Here is a 17,487-nt window from a genome sequence, read left to right on the forward strand (position 1 = left end):
TTTCGCTCACTGCGGGGTCTCACCTGTCACGCTAATCCCCCAGGAGTCGCCGCCTTCCACTCCAATCAACTAGTTTATCTTTTCAAATTTGACAATAGAAAACTAAGCCCTCTTCATTTTCCTTTTTTTCAAAGGGCGAGTGAGATTATCTACCTTTATCTGAGAACAAAATCAAGCAGCCTGTTGATTTAACGATAAATGGATGCGGTCACAAGCCAATTTTGAAGCATTATAAACAAGCGCTATAAGGTCGAAGTGAACTTTAGCTCTTTTCCCAGTACGATAACGAACATTGTCGAGTTGAAAATATTCCTTGAGATAAGCATTCACACGCTCCACGGCGGTACGACGTTTAAATATTGTTTTCCAGGCCTTTGATCCACGTGCTGGAGCTGTATATTTTCTAAGATCAGTTGTGATTTTTACCTTGTACACTTTTTGACAAAGACCTTCATTCGCTAAAGGACAGTCAATACATTCTTTTGGCCGTGTGTATTTCAATGTTTCATATTTTGGATCAAAACTATCGTAACGATAGGAGTGTTCCTGGAAACACGTGGGGGCGAAGTGTTTATCAAAGCCAATTGGTTCAGGCTCGTTCCGTTTATTATAAGCAATCACAGATTGATGGCCCATTTGATGAATTTGGGTATAGATAGGCTCGTAATCATACCCTGCATCCATTGTTTCATAGCGTAGAGTAGAAAGTGGTACATGTTCTTGGATCCCTTTTAAAAGGGGGATCGCGGCTTTTCCATCATTCAAGTTACCTGAAGAAAAGAGAGATTGCAAAATGTATTGACTCGTTGAGCCAACAGCTAGATGAGCTTTATAGCCATACCAAAATACGTTTTTTCCCTCGCTGTTTTTCTTTACTCCCCATTGAGGATCTTGGGGAATTTCAGAACGGAGTTCGGCTAAAGGGATGTTTAACTGATCTTCTATTTTCTTTTCAAAAAGGGGAAGATTGGCTTCATGTTCTGCTTTTTCAATCAACCATTGTTCCCTTTCTTCCTTTGACTTGCGCCCCCGTTTTTTGGGTTCCGTTTTAGGTTTTTCCTCCTTTGGAGGTGCCTGATCTTTGGCTTCAAAGTGTGTAGCATCAATGGCAACCGTATCATCTGTAATAAAGCCTTCTGTAATGGCTTGATGAAGAAGGGTTTCCTGAACCTTTTCTAAAACGTTCGATTCACTTATAAGTGTAATCATTCTTGAATAAGCTGCTTCGGACGGAATGGTATCAGATACTAAAAACCCGCAGTCCAGACGGAAAATCATATCATGCCTTAGTCGCTTCACTAAATCTTTAATGAATGGAATTCGTTCTGAAATTCTAGCAACCAAAGAATAAATCATCGCCCTGTAATTAAGATCAATCGGTCTACCAAAACGTGATTTCTTTGCAAGCAGAGCTAGGATGGGTTCGATATCAATGGCTGAAAAAATAGCATCAAATCGCTGGGTAGGTGCTAAATCATATAATTCTTGTAGCCCAAACAGGCTTCCTTGTCGTATAATAGTCATAGGGAGTCTTCCTCCAGTCTTAGAGTTTGTGTCGTTACTTACTCATTTCGACATTTTGGGGAGGTACTCCTTTTTTTATGTCTCAAAAACCTTGAGACTCTAAGGGTTTAATTTATGAAATTGATTCTAATGTAGATAAATTGAACTCTTATGCGCAAGTTTGAGACAGACATCGTGTAAATACTGTATGTATATGTTACATGAAAATAAGCATGACATTATTTTGCAGGAAGTTGTTTTATAATTACCCTTAATATTATGTAATTTTAAATTATGGCGATATTTTTCATTGCCTGTTTGGATAAATTCATCCTTATTTTTGTAAATTTCAACTCATGGGAAATCGTTGGCTGATACTTCTCAACAATTTTTTCAAAGCTTTCAATGTATCTTTTGAAAATCTTCAAAAAAATAATTCTCAAGGTGTCCTTTTCCTCTCTTCCCCTCTATATAAAGGGTGAAGGGGGGTGAGAACATGGCACAGGAAATTTTGAATGCTTCGAAATTGAAGCTTGTTTTTGATTATGGAGTGGACGAAGAGAATAAACCTGTCTTTAAAACGAAGACGTTTAATCGCATTCGTCCTCACGCTTCTGCAGATCAGCTTTATGAAGCTGCTGAAGTGATCGGCTCTTTATCCGCCCAGCCACTTTGGCAGGTCGAAAGGAATGATACGTACCAAATTGGTGAGTAAGATTTTTTTCAAGCCAATTAGAAAGTGAGGTGAGAATATGAAGGTTTTAGAATTGAATTTCCTATCAGCGGAAGGGAAAAACGTCCGTGTATCGATTGATAACCCAATTGAACTGATCGATGGGGAAGAAGTCAAGACAGCCGTAAACACGATCATCGAGGCCGATGTTTTCCTGGATTCGGAAGGAAATGCCCTAACGGAAGCTAAATCCGCCCGGATCGTCGACCGCACTGTTACACCAATTGATATTGATTAAAAAGAAAGGCTCACTCCTTTGGGTGAGCCTTTCCATACAAAAGGAGGTGGTGGATGTGGAGCAAATTCTCCCGTTTATCAGTGAAATTGGGTTTCCGGCCTTAGTAACCTTTTATTTACTCTACCGGATCGAGACAAAACTGGAAGCTGTCATTGCATCTGTGCAAGCATTGCCAAAACAAATGCGCACTCTGAAGGGATGACAAAGTGGGGAATTCGTTAGGATCTCCTTGGCAAGGATAAACCATAAAAATAGAAAGACTGGAAATTCCGTGATATCGGGATTTCCACTTTTTATTTAGTCACTACAAATCTGCTCCTCCAAATCTTTTTCAAAAAATTTAAGCTCATGTTCAATATTAAAGCCTAATCTTGAATATAGGCGCATTGCCTTTGTATTATCTGACTGGACACAAAGAGTCACTGCTTCTATAGATGGGAACGAAAACATCCATTCTAATCCTTTTGCAAGGAGAGATGAGCCGACTCCCTTATTACGCGAAGCCAGCGCGACCCCAAAGAATTCGATACTTCCTTCTGCAAATTCTGGTTCTGCTTCAGCATAGAGATAGCCTAGTAAATTACGATGTTCGTCTACTACACCAAAAACAGTCGATGTATCACTCAATCCCTCTACCATTTCATTTCCTGTTAGGTATGTATTTGGGAATAGTTGATTGTGTAACTTCACTAAGGAACTGTATTGTTCGCTCGAAAGTGTGATGACATTATCATTGTTTACGCCCTCAAAGCATTGCTTGGTACAAGCCAAAATCGTTTCATTACTACCAAACTCAAAAGATAAAGCTTTAGCAAATTCTATTACCACTTTGTTATTTTTTTCAGGGAATAAGGAAACCGTCTTTATTGTCTCAGGGATTTTTACAATAAGCGAGTCCCATAACATTTTAGCTACTTGTAATTCATCTCCATGGTTTATGAAAGGCCCCCATATTTCCGCTTTTCCCCTTAACTAATAAACTATAGCACTTTGGTTTGTTGCCGATACCACTTCAAATAATATAAAATACCGGACATATCTACCCAACTAAAGTCAATCCTACCTTCCTCGATTGCTGAAGAAAGATCATTTACTGAAATCCACATGATGTTGTCCGTTTCGTCCCCTTCTTGAAGTAAACTCCCCTTAGCTTCACATCGGAAATACGCACCTAAAGAATCGACTGGACCATTGACTGTTTGATAGATAGCAAAAGGTTCCATAATCTCCACGTTGGAGGTAGATTCATTTGTTTCCATCTTTGTTTCTTCCCCATAAACTTTGGTTACATGAAGACCGGTCTCCTCTAAAACCTCTCTTTTTAGTGCAGATATATATGATTCATAGGGATTTAACCGACCACCAGGAAGTTCAAAAGGTCTGCCATCTTCATGTGCTTTCACTCTTCTTTGTATTACGATTTCCGTCCCATCACCCATTTTTCTTTCTATAATAGCTCTAACGTTTACAAACATATAAAATTCTCCTTTTCTAAAAAAAAATGATTTCCTCTCAAACAAATTATTTTTTTTAAATACTCCCTATTATGAATGCGATTACATCTTTTTTGCTGAGTGTTGCCTTCTAACTATTTCTCTTGATGAAAAGATTGTAAATACGCAAAAAAGGAGCTGGGCAGCTCCTTTTTCCTTATTATTCAGCATGGTTGGGACGATGTTGGAGAAGCGCTGCTTTATTAATCTCTTCTCCCTCTTTTTGTTCTTTTTCATACCATGCGAAAAATACTTTCACAAGCATATAACCAAGAACAATTTCTTGAATAACTTTCATCAGTACCCCACCAAGTTGCTGGTCTACTCTCGGCGCAACATTCGTGAATAATTCGGGGCTGAGGCCACTGCCAGCAAGTCCCGACAATGTAGAGCTAGGCACACAAAGCGCCATTGCTTTCATCCACATTTCTCCATCTGTATAGGTTGCATAGATGGCAGTAGGCGCAAATATGATCATCCCACACGCTGGTAAAAGTAAAATCCCAGCCGCTAGAACGTACCCGACCTTTTTCAAACCATGAAGTTGATATGCCCCTTCAAGCTTATTCGTTAAAGGCCACCACATGAACATGGCTAAAACAAACAGAAGGATTGTATAACCAGCATGTACAAAAATGTTCATCTTAACGGCATCCATTACAACTGGAATATGGTAAATAGAAAAGATACCATTAAAAACAAGTAAAGCGATCAAAGGCTTTGTCATGAACTTAAAAATCGAATTAAGGAACTTAAACTGAATAAGTTCTTTCCAGACCCAATTTGGAATCGCCACAATTAAGATTGGGGGGATGATTAAGTATAAAAAGGCCATTTGGAACATGTGAAAAGTAAACATAATATGTGCCATTAAATCGACGGGAGAACCTTTTGTCACATAAAGAAGCAGCATCGCGATGATAAATAAGACAGCTTGCTTTGGTTTAAGTGACTCTCGATCAGGAGCATCGCCTCTTAGTTTCACTGTTACAAAGAAATAAGTGACAATTAAAAGTAAGACAAACATCATAAAATATGGACTCCATAATGCACGGAACCCAAAAATACTTAAAGGCACGCTCTTCACCTCGTTTAGAATACTAGTATTAGTTTTATTATACTTTTATAAAGGGCCGAGTTCAACGCATGCAAATGACATATTGATGACATTGCAAAAAGCCAGCCTAATCGGCTGGCTTTTTAATCACCACCAAACGATGGTTAGGAATGCTAGGATTGTGACGAATCCGATGATGACTCCACCGTATATAAATAACTGCGGAGCTTCATGTCCTTTTTGACTCATGTGCATGAAGTAATATAGTTGAAATATGACTTGGATCAAAGCGAGTAAGAGGATAAATGGGATAATAAACCATTTATCAAAACCGGCTGCAACAGCTCCAAATGCACAAAGTGTTAAGAAAATAGAAATTGCAAAAGAGATCACTTGGTGACGCATTTCTTCGGCATTTCTTTTTCTGCGGTATTCATATTTCGTATCAAGATCTTGTGAGTTCAATTGTTCGTTTCCCATTTTTATCACACCATCCCCATTAGATATACGACAGTGAAAATAAACACCCATACGACATCAATAAAGTGCCAATACAAACTTGCTAGATAGAACTTAGGGGCATTATATAAGCTTAAACCTCTATTTGCATTTCGCACCATCAATGAAATAATCCAGCCAAGTCCAAATACTACGTGGCCTCCATGGAAACCGACTAACGTATAAAATGCTGAGCTAAATGCGCTTGTCGAGTATCCGAAGTCATACTCATGGGTATAATGCCAGAATTCATAAATCTCACAGCCTAAGAAAGCCAAACCAAGGGCAACTGTGATAAATAACCATGCCTGCATTTTTTTAAAATGAAAGTTCTTCATATGGTAAATAGCATAAACACTTGTAATGGAACTGGTTAAAAGTAGCATCGTCATAATAAATGCTAATTTTAAATCAAAGATATCGGTCGAAATAATACTATCTTTACTTGGTACTTTATCTTTTAAAGCCAAGTATGTTGCAAACAGGGAGGCAAACAAAACTGTTTCGCCTCCAAGGAAGAACCAGAAGCCCAAAAATTTATTTTTCCCTTCAAGAGTGGCTCTTTCGGGTGACTCAGGCCATGTTTTGGGTGTGAATTTCTCTTCAACATGCATTATGCCTTTACCCCCTTATCCTTTTTATCAACTAGCTCTGATTTCGGTATATGGAAGCCATGATCATCTTTTAAGGATCTTAGTAACATTGAAGCAAATGCTACGATCAGACCAATAATCAATACAGGATCTCCCCACGCATGATCATTACGGAAGATCGCTCCATATGAAGCAATCATAAAACCTAGAGAAATAAAGAATGGAAGAATCGAGCCGTTCGGCATATGAATGTCATTTACAGGTTCAGCCGGAGTCACTTCTTTCTTTCCTTCCATTTTTTCGATCCAGTACGTGTCAATACCACGAACTAAAGGTAATTGCTTGAAATTATAAAATGGTGGTGGTGATGGTAATGACCATTCCAAAGTCCGGCCATCGCCCCATGGATCGTTGCCAACACGGACATTTTTCACCTGTGTCATAATTACATTGTAAAGCAAAATCAATACGGCAACAGCCATAAATGCTGCTCCAATTGAACTGATTAAGTTTCCTATATCTAACCCTTGACCAGGTAAGAATGTAGCAATTCTTCTTGGCATTCCCATTAAACCAAGGAAATGTTGAATAAAGAATGTTAAGTGGAAGCCAATAAAGAATAAGACAAACTCAATCTTTCCTAGTGTTTCATTCAACATTGTACCAAACATTTTCGGCCAGTAGAAGTGAACAGCTGCCAAAATGGCTAGGACAACTCCTCCAACAATTACATAGTGGAAGTGAGCTACAACAAAATAAGTATCATGGAACTGATAGTCAGCAGGTGCCACAGCTACCATGATTCCAGTTACCCCCCCCATAACAAAGGATGGAATAAAGCCAGCCGCATAGAGCATCGGAGTTGTAAATTTAACACTCCCGCCCCACATCGTAAATATCCAGTTAAAGATTTTAATTCCGGTTGGTACCCCAATGGCCATTGAGGCAACTGCGAAAATCGCATTAGCGATATTCCCTAATCCAACTGTGAACATATGGTGAGCCCAAACCATGAAGCCAAAGAATCCAATTAGTACTGTCGCAAAGACCATGGAAGAATATCCAAATAATCTTTTTCTCGAGAACGTTGCAAAAATTTCAGAGAAGATCCCGAATGACGGTAATATTAAGATATATACTTCAGGGTGACCAAAGATCCAGAAGAAATGCTCCCAAATAATGGTATTTCCGCCCGCAGCTACTTCAAAGAACTGTCCTCCAAATAGGCGATCAAAAGTTAACAAGAATAACGCTACTGTTAACGGTGGAAAAGCAAATAAAATAAGTGCAGAGATTACAAATGTTGTCCATGTAAACATTGGCATTCTCATATAAGTCATTCCTGGTGCACGCATATTAATAATCGTTACAAGAAAGTTAATTCCGCCCATAAGTGTTCCAAATCCTGAAATTTGGATACCTGTTACATAGAAGTCAATCCCATGATGGGGAGAATTAAGTGCAAGAGATGCGTAAGATGTCCAACCAGCATCCGGTGCCCCACCCAAAAACCATGAGGTATTCAGTAAAATTCCACCTAGGAAGAATAACCAAAAACCTAAAGCATTTAAAAATGGAAATGCCACATCACGCGCCCCGATCTGCAGGGGCATAATTAAGTTCATTAACCCGATCAATATCGGCATGGCTGCGAGGAAGATCATGGTCGTTCCATGCATTGTCATGACTTCGTTAAATACCTGTGCACTTACAAAACCATTGTTAGGCACAGCGAGTTGAATCCGTATTATTAAAGCTTCAATACCGCCAATTAGGAAGAAAAAACCTCCACCTGCGATATATAGAATACCAACCTTTTTATGGTCTACCGTTGTCATGTAGTCCCAAAGAGTGGCACCGAAGCCTCGCTTTTGAGCAATTGTACTCACAATTTAACCTCCTTAAATACTTGGGACTGTTTATTGGTTATCAACTTTTAATTCCATTAGATAAGCTGCTAACGCATCTAGCTCATCATCTTCAAGGTCAGGATATTGACCTGTCATTTTGTTTCCTGGCTTAAATTGCTCTGGATCTTTTATCCATTCTTTTAAACTTTCTTCATCGTGATCCAAAATCCCAGCGACTGTTTCCCTGTTACCGAAATCAGATAAGTTAGGTGCAACTCTTGCTGTTTTTGGCTTTTCATTACTAGGTGTTACAGCATGACAGGAAAGACAGCTATCAGTAAAAATCTCTTCGCCTTTATTAGCTAATTCAGAAGTCGGAACTGGTTCTTCCGCATTTTGCATATCTGCAACCCATTGGTCAAAATCAGCTTGTGAAATGGCTTTAACCTTAAAATCCATATAAGCATGGGAAGGTCCACAAAGCTCCGCACATTTCCCATAGAAAATATTGTTGACATCGTCTGCCTTATCTTGATCAACACTTAAGTAAAACTTATTGACGTTCTCTGGATTAGCATCTAATTTTCCGCCTACTGATGGAATCCAGAAAGAGTGTTTGATATCAGCAGATTCAACATTAAAATACACTTTTTGATCTGTTGGAATTACTAGGTCTTGGCTTGTTAAAATGCCGAGATCTTCGTATTCGAACTCCCACCAGTACAAGTGAGCTCGCACATTGACCACAAGATTCTCTCGATTTCCATCCGCGTCCTTCTTATCCATTGCCGACACATCACCTTGTGAAAAAGTAGCAGCAACTGTAGGGACAGCAAGCACCAAAATAATGATGATCGGAATAACTGTCCAAATGATTTCTAGTGTGTGACTACCTTCAACTTGCTTAGGTATTTCACTATCATTCTTACGTCGAAAACGGACCACGGCAATCGCAAATAACACTACTACGACAATAATGACCAAAGTCATAATCCCTAAACTGAATAAAATGAGGTCATATTGCTGTTTTGCCACTTCTCCAGCTGGTTTTAAAGCCGAGAGAAACGGCTCGCCACATCCTGACAGGACTAACGCCAACATCGCTATAATTGAAGCGAGACGCCATTTTTGCAGCCATTTTTTCATAATGTAATCAAACCCCTCTTTCGTAAAATGTCTTGGCAGCCAAAGACATGCCGTTAACTATATGGATTTCTTAAAAAATATAAGAAAGAATTCCCTAGAAATATAACCTATAATAATGTCTGATTGCCTTTCAATCAAAAGCCATAATTTTATCTAGATCACTGAAAAAATGACCATTGCAGTAAATAAAATGGTTAAATAATTCAATGAATAGATAAACATTCCGTTGGCCCATTTTACATCGTCTTTTTTCTTATAACCCATCATGCCCATAAGTAACCACCCAATATTCAAAGCAGTGGCAAATATAACAAATGGGACTCCTAATGACATCATAAAAAAGGGAATGGGTAATAGCAATGCTACCCAAAGCATGATATGTTTTTTTGTGACAGAAAAGCCCTTTACGACTGGCAGCATTGGGATAGAAGCAGCCCTATATTCTTCTACTCGCCTCATTGCAAGCGCATAGAAGTGTGGCGGCTGCCAAATAAACATAAGTAAAAATAACATCCAAGCCATTGTAGGCAATGAAGGATCAACGGCAGCCCAACCAATGAGAGGCGGAATAGCTCCCGGAAGGCTACCAATAACCGTATTACTAACTAAATTCCGTTTTGCCCACATACTATAGACCACCACATAGCTAAAAACCCCGATGACTCCAAGAATCCCAGCTACTACATTGGTCAGAAAAAGAAATATTAATCCTACAATGATGAAACTAAAACCTAATATTAAAGTTTTAGAACCATTAATTTTCCCTGTCACTGTTGGTCTTTTCTTTGTTCGTTCCATAATATGATCTATATCTCTATCTATGTAATTATTCAAGGCACATGATCCTGCCATAATTAAGGACGAGCCAGCGAGAGCAAAAAAAACAATGTCTAATGATTGGAGGAAATGGCCTTCGGTAAAAACAAAGGCCAGCCACAACCCAGTGAAACTGGTAATAAGATTAGAATTCACAATACCAATTTTAATCAATGCCGTAAAATCTTTCCATTTAGTAGTAACTGGCTGGACCGTTCTTTCAGCACTTGCTAATGTACGACTATCTCCCATTTTTATTCCCTCCTTTCTAAAAGTTTATTCCATCATTTACTATAATGCATTTTGCTTAACATTTCTTGTTTTTAATGAAACTTTCAGTATTTGTTCACTAATTAAACACGATTATTGCAAGGAATTTTTCAATCTCACTATATCCTTTGATCGAAGGCTGCTGATTCAAAGCCCCCAATGGAATATTAAAGCATAATTCCTTATGAATAGGGAGATAAAGAAAAGTGTTTTTATGTCGGAAATGTGACAAGTCATAGCAAATAGATGAATCTACTTTCTTATTTTTACCAAATAAAGGACAATCTTTCAAGCTTTCGGCTTTACGATGCGACTGTAACAATATTGTCAGTTGTTTTTTTCTAGTTCTTTAGGTAGTATCGGTTATGGAATGTTTATTTAAAAGTTAACGAATTTATTTTCTTTTAAAGAAGGTGAAGGCTTGAGTAAAAAATTAAAATGGTTTTCTGTTATAACTTCACTTGTGATGCTAGGTGTGTTACTTGGTGGAGCTTTAGTAACAAAAACTGATTCGGGCATGGGCTGTGGACGCTCTTTTCCATTATGTCATGGAAAATTAATTCCATTAGAGGATATTACACCCGCATTGTTAATCGAATTCTCGCACAGACTTGTGTCAGGGAGTGCTGCCATTCTAGTTGCAATATTATCTATTTGGGCTTGGAGGGCAATCGGAAAGGTGAGAGAAACAAAATTGCTTGCGATCCTATCGATCTCCTTTTTAGTTATCCAAGCATTAATTGGTGGCGCTGCAGTGCTATGGCCACAATCTGATTTTGTTTTGGCCTTGCATTTTGGTATCTCGCTTATTTCTTTTGCTGCAGTACTATTACTGACCTTACTTATTTTTGAAGTGGATAAAAAATTCGATGCGAACAAGCTAGTTATTGACAAAAGAATGACGTTTCACATTATCGGTCTGACCATATACAGTTATATTGTGGTTTATACGGGTGCACTCGTCCGCCATACCGAATCAAGTCTAGTTTGTTCAGATTTTCCATTATGTATAAATGGTGAGTTTTCATTACCGGCTAATATGTATCAATGGATTCAGATGGGACATCGTACAGCCGCTGCACTTATTTTTATTTGGATTGGCTATGTGATGATTCTGGCTATTCGGCATTATAAACAGCAAAAAGTTCTTTATTATGGCTGGATTATTGCCTTTGTCCTTGTCTCGCTTCAAGCCATTTCAGGAGCAAGTGTGATTTTCACAAAGGCAAATATTGTTGTAGCCTTATCACATGCAATCTTTATCTCGCTATTATTCGGTTTGTTATGTTATTTTCTCCTCCTCTTATCTCGAAATAGGAGCAACATCGCCAAACAGCAAATTCAGTCAGGAGAGAAACAGCCTGTTGATCCCAATAAGCTGATTACCCAATAAAAGAACCACGTACATTTGTGCGTGGTTCTTTTATTGGGGATGCTGATAAGATCTTTTAAAAGTAGGTTGAACGGAAGAACGGCTTTTCTGTGATTTTGGCAGGTCTTTCTTATTTTTCGTACGGTATTTCTCATCATACTGTGTGAACATCGAAATATTTGCAAGTAAGCCCATGGCAATCGATAAAACAATTATCGAGGACCCACCGTAGCTGATAAACGGAAGCGTAACGCCTGTAATCGGAATTAGACCAGACATACCTCCTAGATTAATAAACGTCTGAATCCCAATCATCGCAGCAATACCAATTGCAAGCATACTGCCAAAAGGATCCTTACATTTCGTCGCAATGATAATCCCTCGTAGAACAATATAAGCAATCCCAAGAACGACAAAGCCTACACCAAAAATTCCTAATTCTTCTGAAATAACCGACATAATGAAATCAGTGTGGATCTCTGGTAAGTAGCCATATTTTTGAATCCCTTGTCCAAGACCTGCCCCTTTTAAGCCACCCGACCCTATCGCTAAATAGGAATTAACTAGTTGAAAGCCTTGATTATCGTAATTTCCAAACGGGTCGAGGTAGCCAGTTATTCTTTTCATATTCCCCTCTGTAAAAAAACTATCAAATTTAAGGATCACAAAAGGAATTAATAATAGAGAAGCACCGACTCCCATTAGCCCAAGCTTTCCGATCGTTCGGAAGTTCATACCAGAGCAGAGAATAATGATCATGCCAAGGACAAGTGTGATCATCGCTGTTCCATTATCTGGTTCCATTTTAATAAGAAAGCAAACAAAGACAAGGTAAATGACTGGAGGCAATGCTCCAACATTCAACTGGTTAATGTATCTCTGTTTATTCGCATAGACTGCTGATAAATAAATCACAACACTTAACTTTGCAAATTCAGAGGGCTGGATCGTTCTTGTTCCAATGAGCTTTATCCAGCTTTGGGCATTATTGCTAGTATGGCCGATAATTGAAACAGCTAATAATCCGCCAACAGAAATAATCGTCATTAAGATAAGAAGATTTTTATTCTTGAAGACTTTGTAAGGAAAGAGAGCAAAAAACAAAAAAGCGCAAAAGCCAATAAGAATATTAATTTTTTGCTTATTATAAAAGTAATCAGCAGGCACATCGTAAATTTTTATAGCAATAACCATGCTAGCACTATACACCATAATAAGGCCAAATAATGTCAAAAGTATGTATGCAATAATAATTGAATAATCATATGATTTAAGGATTTTTTTTAACATAAAATTCTTCCAATCTATGAGTCAGTTTGCAGAAAGACCTCTTCATCCTAAAAAACTCAAACAATTTCTAAGAACTGTTTGAGTTTATGCTAAAGGCTTATGCCTAAACCGCCATCCTTTACTTTCTAACTGAGGCTTCATGTAGAACAGACAACTGTCTTTCTAAGGAATCCATTAATTCTTTCCCATATTTTTGATCGACTAGTCCAAGGCGAACAGCAAAATCAATTTCACGAGACAAGCCAAACATTTGTGTATCTAGAACTTCTTCATATAAAGGGCATTGCGGCATAGTTAGATTGTCCATTTGCACTTGAATCAGGCGGAGAATTTTCTCTGCATCTGCCTTCAGTAATGCATGGGCTTTTTCCCGATGATCAACTTTCGTATCCGACACCACATTTAATCCCCCTTATTTATTAGAAAAGCGCAAGTGCCTTGGGATATGAAGAAAGGCTAAGTTCGCGCCGTCCTGGCGCAACGCCTTTCTGACAAACATCCTGTTGCCCTCCGACAAGCAAATGTTCTGAGACAAGAAAAGTCCGGTTTTGACTTTTATTGGCTCAGGTTATTTGATGGAACATCGGCTAAGGTCGCCACGTCCTGTGGCAATGCCGATGAACTCACATCCTATGAGCTTCTCGGGGCTAGGCGCTGGAGCTAGATCCTAACACTGGCAATATTTTATACTTTTCCTCACCCTGAATATAATCTTCACTTGCCTGTCCGATCATCATTTAATGAGGACAATACTATTATTAAATATTACAACTAAACTAGGGAAATTGCAACAGGAAAGACGATTACTTCCTATTTCAATACCTGAATTTCTCCCCCTATCATTTTGGTTTAATATTCATGACTTTAAATTTCTATCCATTCACGCTATAATTGACATTTGTAATGACAAGGGGGCTACAGAATGGATATGATCATGACCATAAAAGGGAAAGTTAAATTTCCCATTACTTTGGATGTTGGAGCTTGGATTTTTGATGATCGTCGTATTGATTTAGATACATATTCCTTTGAAGATGAAAAACAAGATGGTTTAACTGAAGAGGCTACGACTGTATCCAAGCATTGGGACCGCTCTGTAAAAGAAGGAGCCGTTTCTCCAAAGCAGACGCGTAAAAGATATGAAAAAGCTAAAATGCTTACAAGCACCTTTGCCATTAAGCTAGAGCCCTTTCTTAAAAACGCAGAACCTGATCCAAAAGCTTCTCTTCTCGTTTTTGAGACAAATGGCGAGGATGTGTCGATTCCTTTAGAGGATGGGTACACTATTCTTGTACAATTCTCCAATAAAGGCAAGGCTTTAAAAGAGGACGGACCTGTCCATATTCTTTTTCCAGATGGTTCAAACCTTGATCATCCTATCAAGAATGTCAAGGCTTTTCGAGTCGAGTAAGTAACCATGAGAGCGCCTTGAAAGAGTGAAAACGGCACGGGATTCGATGTCCTGTGGCAACGCCGTTTTTACTCTTTATTTGCTTGTATTTTTTATACGAGAGTATTTTGTTTCTATACGACAGTATTCTTGCTCTATCCGGGAGTATTTTTCTCTTAAGCGACAGTAATCTGCTTCTTCAATTGGTTTAAGGCACGATTTTCATAATAAATCTGCGGCTAATTGAGCAAGATGTGACCGTTCCCCTTTGACTAATTTTATATGTCCTGCGATTACCTCCTCTTTAAAGCTCTCAAGCACATAACTTAAACCATTGTTATATTCATCCAAATAAGGATGATCAATTTGTTCAGGATCGCCCATAAAGATAATTTTACTTCCTTCCCCTACCCTTGTTAGAATCGTCTTCGCTTCATGTTTTGTTAAATTCTGCGCTTCATCAATAATAATAAATTGGTCAGGGATGCTACGCCCGCGAATATATGTCAAAGCTTCAACCTCAATGGAGCTCATTCCTGCTAAAATCGCATCTAACTCTCCCGGCTTTTTTGTGTTAAATAAAAATTCTAGATTATCATAAATCGGTTGCATCCATGGTCTAAGTTTTTCTTGTTTCTCTCCAGGAAGATAACCAATATCTTTTCCAACTGGAATGATTGGTCGTGCAACGAACATCTTTTTATAAACTCGTAAATCTTCTGTCTGCATTAAGCCCGCCGCCAAAGTAAGCAATGTTTTTCCTGTCCCTGCCTTTCCAATTAATGTGACAAGCGGGATATCTTGTCTCATTAGCAACTCTAATGCCATCGTTTGTCGAGCATTCTTTGATTTAATGCCCCAAATCAGCTCATTTTGCCCGGAAAGCTTTTGAAGCGTCATTCCAGTCTCATCGATCATCCCAATTCCAGAAGTGGAACTGCCTAGCTCATCTTTAATAATGACAAATTGATTGGGATAAAATGGTTCATTTGTATAATTTGCCAAGGATATTCTCCCATGTTCATAAAATAAGCTGATCTGATGGATATCAATATACAGTTCTTGTACACCTGTATATAGATGATCCAATTCAACAACTCGATCCTTCAAAAAATCTTCAGCATCTATTCCGATAGCATCGGCTTTGACACGAAGAAGAGCATCTTTGCTGACTAATATGACTGGTCTTCCATCAACTTTCGCTTCTTCTTCAAGGGCAATATTTTTAGCGACTGCTAAAATGCGATTGTCATTTGTCTTTTCAAAAAAAACTTCTTCAAGCTGTTTAAAAGAACGGTGGTTTAATTCAATCCTTAAACTTCCACCATTTTCGAGCTGGATTTTCTCATGAAGTTTTCCTTGTTCTCTAAAGCTATCTATCAGCTTTGAAATGTGCCTGGCATTTCTACCTATTTCATTCATATAACGCTTTTTTGAATCCACCTCTTCCAATACAACTGCTGGAATCACAATTTCATTTTCTTCAAATGAGAAAAGTGCATTTGGATCTTGTAGCAAGACATTTGTATCTAAAACATATATTTTGCTCAATATTGATGCCTCCTGCCCCTTTTTAATCGATCTAGCTTCAATGCCTAGCAAATTTAAAAGTTCATCTTATAAAGCATTAGGCGTAAGGTTGAACAGAAATCGCCTTACATCCCACTAAAATTTGGTGTCTTGTAACATATGCTGCGCTTCTCATATCTTATGTCTTGAAACAGTCTCCGGTTCATTAAAATTCTTTATGAAGGGACCCTTTTGAATGAAATATATGAACTTTTGAATAAAGTTAGAAGATATATCAAAAATTAACCTGAGGACGTTAATGGAAAAATTTTATTGGAGGGATTTAATTGCGTACATGGCTTATTATACTGATTGCCGTATTCAGCATGTCAGCTTGTTCACAGAAGCCGGAAAACATTGGAGAAACAGACGTCATGCCAAGGGGAGTATCTGTTCAAGATAGCCATCTTGACAATAATGGTAATCAAAATTATACAGATGAAAAAAGAGCTAATCATTTAGCAAATCTCGCTGCAAGTGTTCCAGATGTTCACAATGCCTCAGCTGTTGTTATTGGGAATCTTGCCGTTGTAGGCATTGACATTGATCAGGATATAGAGCGTTCAAAGGTGGGTACGATTAAATATTCGGTGACGGAAAGCCTTAGACATGATCCACAAGGCGCTGGAGCGATTGTAATAGCGGATCCAGACCTAAATGCTCGCCTTAAAGAAGTTGGTGAAGACGCTCGTGCTGGTAAGCCCATTAGAGGTGTTATGAATGAATTAGCGGATATTGTTGGACGGGTCATACCGGACGTTCCTTTACCTGAAAACGAGAAAAAACCAGAGGATGCCATGGAGGATGATGACCAACAAAATGATGAGGATATCCAACACATACAAAAAGAGCAATCTAGTGATAAAAACCGGTAACTTCATCTAAAGTAGACAATACCCCTACTTCAATCGTGTGGTAGGGGCGAAGTAAATCGTCCTTATGTTCCACCACACTAAGGTAGGAGAGCGTTGCTCGGTCGTACTAAAGGGTGTTGCTTTCTCTGAGGGTTGAGCCTTGACAGACGCAAGCTCCCACTTAAAACAATCTGTAGGGGTGTTAAGTGGCGGGGGTTTGATGTTATACTGGGAATGAAGAAGAAATTTTCACCCAGAGGTGAGCAAATGGAAGTACAATGCGTAATCTGTCACGAGCATAACACCGTAGAGGATGACTCAAACCTTGCGAAAAAACTCAGAAATCGACCGATTCATACTTATATGTGCCCTATATGCTATGAACGAATAAGAGTGAACACCGAAAAAAGAAAACAAAATGAGAATTTCCGCTTATATCCTGATCAGAAAAAGGTAGATTTTTAAATTTTATTTATAAGCAAAAAAAGAGGCTATCCCATCAAAAAATGGTAAATAGCCTCTTTTTTAGATCGTACCTGCTTTCTTCTCTTTTCTCAAGCGAATTTTATAAATAATGAGGATCACGGCCGCGACCATAAGTCCCTCTGTTATGGGTAAAAATATTGCTAAAAAAGTTAAGAATAAACAACCTACGATTAAAAAAAGATAGATAACTACTGATTTTAATAAAGGTAATTTCTTCGCAAACCCAAGCTTGTATACAAGAATCGCTAGAGCAGTGATTGTTAGCCAAAGCAACCAATTTGTAGCCGTTGGATTACCCGTCAATGTATAATAGAACTTTAAAGTGGGGG

20 protein-coding genes are annotated in these 17,487 nt (G+C 38.4%); 7 read left to right on the top strand and 13 right to left on the bottom strand.

The features are described from left to right. Nucleotides 1–171 precede the first annotated feature (171 nt). Nucleotides 172–1,524 carry an IS1182 family transposase gene (locus tag IPU53_RS15765; protein WP_207451982.1) on the bottom strand — a complete coding sequence of 451 codons (1,353 nt, stop codon included), beginning with the start codon at nt 1,522–1,524 and terminating at the stop codon, nt 172–174. A 475-nt stretch (nt 1,525–1,999) separates the two neighbouring features. On the opposite strand from IPU53_RS15765, the gene IPU53_RS15770 reads away from it, so the two are divergent. Genes IPU53_RS15770 through IPU53_RS15780 form a run of 3 tightly spaced genes read left to right on the top strand, consistent with a single transcriptional unit; the run spans nt 2,000 to nt 2,676 of the window. Next, nucleotides 2,000–2,218 (top strand): DUF1659 domain-containing protein, encoded by a 219-nt coding sequence (locus IPU53_RS15770; RefSeq protein WP_207451983.1) that lies wholly within the window; start codon nt 2,000–2,002, stop codon nt 2,216–2,218. 37 nt (nt 2,219–2,255) lie between these two features. Further along, complete coding sequence (locus IPU53_RS15775) at nt 2,256–2,474, top strand: DUF2922 domain-containing protein (RefSeq protein ID WP_207451984.1); 219 nt, start codon at nt 2,256–2,258, stop codon at nt 2,472–2,474. A 55-nt stretch (nt 2,475–2,529) separates the two neighbouring features. After that, entirely contained in the window at nt 2,530–2,676 is a 147-nt protein-coding gene (locus tag IPU53_RS15780; protein WP_207451985.1) for a YvrJ family protein, read from the top strand. A gap of 95 nt (nt 2,677–2,771) precedes the next feature. On the opposite strand, the gene IPU53_RS15785 is transcribed toward IPU53_RS15780, so the two are convergent. From IPU53_RS15785 to cyoE, 8 genes are all read right to left on the bottom strand, one after another. Then, complete coding sequence (locus tag IPU53_RS15785) at nt 2,772–3,380, bottom strand: GNAT family N-acetyltransferase (RefSeq protein WP_207451986.1); 609 nt, start codon at nt 3,378–3,380, stop codon at nt 2,772–2,774. Between the two features lie 74 nt (nt 3,381–3,454). Continuing rightward, the gene (locus IPU53_RS15790) at nt 3,455–3,949 is read right to left on the bottom strand and encodes an NUDIX hydrolase (RefSeq protein ID WP_207451987.1); all 495 of its coding nucleotides are present in this window, start codon (nt 3,947–3,949) and stop codon (nt 3,455–3,457) included. Between the two features lie 178 nt (nt 3,950–4,127). Beyond that, a complete protein-coding gene (gene ctaG, locus IPU53_RS15795; protein WP_242698341.1) occupies nt 4,128–4,997 on the bottom strand; it encodes a cytochrome c oxidase assembly factor CtaG in 870 nt (289 codons plus the stop codon). A 174-nt stretch (nt 4,998–5,171) separates the two neighbouring features. Beyond that, entirely contained in the window at nt 5,172–5,504 is a 333-nt protein-coding gene (gene ctaF / locus IPU53_RS15800) for a cytochrome c oxidase subunit IVB (protein ID WP_207451989.1), read from the bottom strand. A 5-nt stretch (nt 5,505–5,509) separates the two neighbouring features. Then, a complete protein-coding gene (locus IPU53_RS15805) occupies nt 5,510–6,136 on the bottom strand; it encodes a cytochrome c oxidase subunit 3 (protein WP_207451990.1) in 627 nt (208 codons plus the stop codon). Further along, nucleotides 6,136–8,004: a cytochrome c oxidase subunit I gene (gene ctaD / locus IPU53_RS15810; RefSeq protein ID WP_207451991.1), complete on the bottom strand. Its 1,869-nt coding sequence runs from the start codon at nt 8,002–8,004 to the stop codon at nt 6,136–6,138. The genes IPU53_RS15805 and ctaD overlap by 1 nt, the downstream gene beginning before the upstream one ends. 30 nt (nt 8,005–8,034) lie before the next feature. Next, nucleotides 8,035–9,111: a cytochrome c oxidase subunit II gene (gene coxB, locus IPU53_RS15815; RefSeq protein ID WP_207451992.1), complete on the bottom strand. Its 1,077-nt coding sequence runs from the start codon at nt 9,109–9,111 to the stop codon at nt 8,035–8,037. 153 nt (nt 9,112–9,264) lie between these two features. Next, nucleotides 9,265–10,179: a heme o synthase gene (cyoE, locus tag IPU53_RS15820; RefSeq protein ID WP_207451993.1), complete on the bottom strand. Its 915-nt coding sequence runs from the start codon at nt 10,177–10,179 to the stop codon at nt 9,265–9,267. Between the two features lie 439 nt (nt 10,180–10,618). Here cyoE and IPU53_RS15825 point away from each other — a divergent pair, with 439 nt between their 5' ends. Beyond that, entirely contained in the window at nt 10,619–11,590 is a 972-nt protein-coding gene (locus tag IPU53_RS15825; protein ID WP_207451994.1) for a COX15/CtaA family protein, read from the top strand. A 30-nt stretch (nt 11,591–11,620) separates the two neighbouring features. Here IPU53_RS15825 and IPU53_RS15830 read toward each other — a convergent pair whose 3' ends face one another. Both IPU53_RS15830 and IPU53_RS15835 read right to left on the bottom strand, forming a co-directional pair. Beyond that, nucleotides 11,621–12,859, bottom strand: a complete 1,239-nt coding sequence (locus IPU53_RS15830) for an FtsW/RodA/SpoVE family cell cycle protein (RefSeq protein ID WP_207451995.1) — start codon at nt 12,857–12,859, stop codon at nt 11,621–11,623. Between the two features lie 118 nt (nt 12,860–12,977). After that, nucleotides 12,978–13,259, bottom strand: a complete 282-nt coding sequence (locus IPU53_RS15835; protein ID WP_207451996.1) for a YlaN family protein — start codon at nt 13,257–13,259, stop codon at nt 12,978–12,980. A gap of 522 nt (nt 13,260–13,781) precedes the next feature. On the opposite strand from IPU53_RS15835, the gene IPU53_RS15840 reads away from it, so the two are divergent. Beyond that, the gene (locus IPU53_RS15840; protein WP_207451997.1) at nt 13,782–14,270 is read left to right on the top strand and encodes a peptidyl-prolyl cis-trans isomerase; all 489 of its coding nucleotides are present in this window, start codon (nt 13,782–13,784) and stop codon (nt 14,268–14,270) included. Between the two features lie 201 nt (nt 14,271–14,471). On the opposite strand, the gene IPU53_RS15845 is transcribed toward IPU53_RS15840, so the two are convergent. Continuing rightward, the gene (locus tag IPU53_RS15845) at nt 14,472–15,803 is read right to left on the bottom strand and encodes a PhoH family protein (protein WP_207452076.1); all 1,332 of its coding nucleotides are present in this window, start codon (nt 15,801–15,803) and stop codon (nt 14,472–14,474) included. Between the two features lie 302 nt (nt 15,804–16,105). Between IPU53_RS15845 and IPU53_RS15850 the strand changes: the two genes are divergently transcribed. Both IPU53_RS15850 and IPU53_RS15855 read left to right on the top strand, forming a co-directional pair. Next, nucleotides 16,106–16,693, top strand: coding sequence for a YhcN/YlaJ family sporulation lipoprotein (locus tag IPU53_RS15850; protein WP_207451998.1), 588 nt, complete (start codon nt 16,106–16,108; stop codon nt 16,691–16,693). Between the two features lie 246 nt (nt 16,694–16,939). Continuing rightward, the gene (locus tag IPU53_RS15855) at nt 16,940–17,137 is read left to right on the top strand and encodes a YlaI family protein (protein WP_207451999.1); all 198 of its coding nucleotides are present in this window, start codon (nt 16,940–16,942) and stop codon (nt 17,135–17,137) included. Nucleotides 17,138–17,197: 60 nt separating this feature from the next. Here IPU53_RS15855 and IPU53_RS15860 read toward each other — a convergent pair whose 3' ends face one another. Beyond that, a complete protein-coding gene (locus IPU53_RS15860; protein ID WP_374706906.1) occupies nt 17,198–17,461 on the bottom strand; it encodes a YlaH-like family protein in 264 nt (87 codons plus the stop codon). Nucleotides 17,462–17,487: the final 26 nt, after the last annotated feature.

This window comes from Bacillus sp. SD088 (assembly GCF_017355205.1).
GTDB lineage: Bacteria > Bacillota > Bacilli > Bacillales > Bacillaceae_C > Lederbergia.

Excerpts from the sequence above, each read along its gene's own strand:
- IPU53_RS15805 (WP_207451990.1), bottom strand. The coding sequence starts at position 6,136 with ATGCATGTTGAAGAGAAATTCACACCCAAAACATGGCCTGAGTCACCC.
- IPU53_RS15770 (WP_207451983.1), top strand. The coding sequence starts at position 2,000 with ATGGCACAGGAAATTTTGAATGCTTCGAAATTGAAGCTTGTTTTTGAT.
- IPU53_RS15840 (WP_207451997.1), top strand. The coding sequence starts at position 13,782 with ATGGATATGATCATGACCATAAAAGGGAAAGTTAAATTTCCCATTACT.
- ctaF (WP_207451989.1), bottom strand. The coding sequence starts at position 5,504 with ATGGGAAACGAACAATTGAACTCACAAGATCTTGATACGAAATATGAA.
- IPU53_RS15775 (WP_207451984.1), top strand. The coding sequence starts at position 2,256 with ATGAAGGTTTTAGAATTGAATTTCCTATCAGCGGAAGGGAAAAACGTC.
- IPU53_RS15790 (WP_207451987.1), bottom strand. The coding sequence starts at position 3,949 with ATGTTTGTAAACGTTAGAGCTATTATAGAAAGAAAAATGGGTGATGGG.
- IPU53_RS15765 (WP_207451982.1), bottom strand. The coding sequence starts at position 1,524 with ATGACTATTATACGACAAGGAAGCCTGTTTGGGCTACAAGAATTATAT.
- cyoE (WP_207451993.1), bottom strand. The coding sequence starts at position 10,179 with ATGGGAGATAGTCGTACATTAGCAAGTGCTGAAAGAACGGTCCAGCCA.
- IPU53_RS15855 (WP_207451999.1), top strand. The coding sequence starts at position 16,940 with ATGGAAGTACAATGCGTAATCTGTCACGAGCATAACACCGTAGAGGAT.
- ctaG (WP_242698341.1), bottom strand. The coding sequence starts at position 4,997 with ATGATGTTTGTCTTACTTTTAATTGTCACTTATTTCTTTGTAACAGTG.
- coxB (WP_207451992.1), bottom strand. The coding sequence starts at position 9,111 with ATGAAAAAATGGCTGCAAAAATGGCGTCTCGCTTCAATTATAGCGATG.
- IPU53_RS15830 (WP_207451995.1), bottom strand. The coding sequence starts at position 12,859 with ATGTTAAAAAAAATCCTTAAATCATATGATTATTCAATTATTATTGCA.
- IPU53_RS15785 (WP_207451986.1), bottom strand. The coding sequence starts at position 3,380 with ATGTTATGGGACTCGCTTATTGTAAAAATCCCTGAGACAATAAAGACG.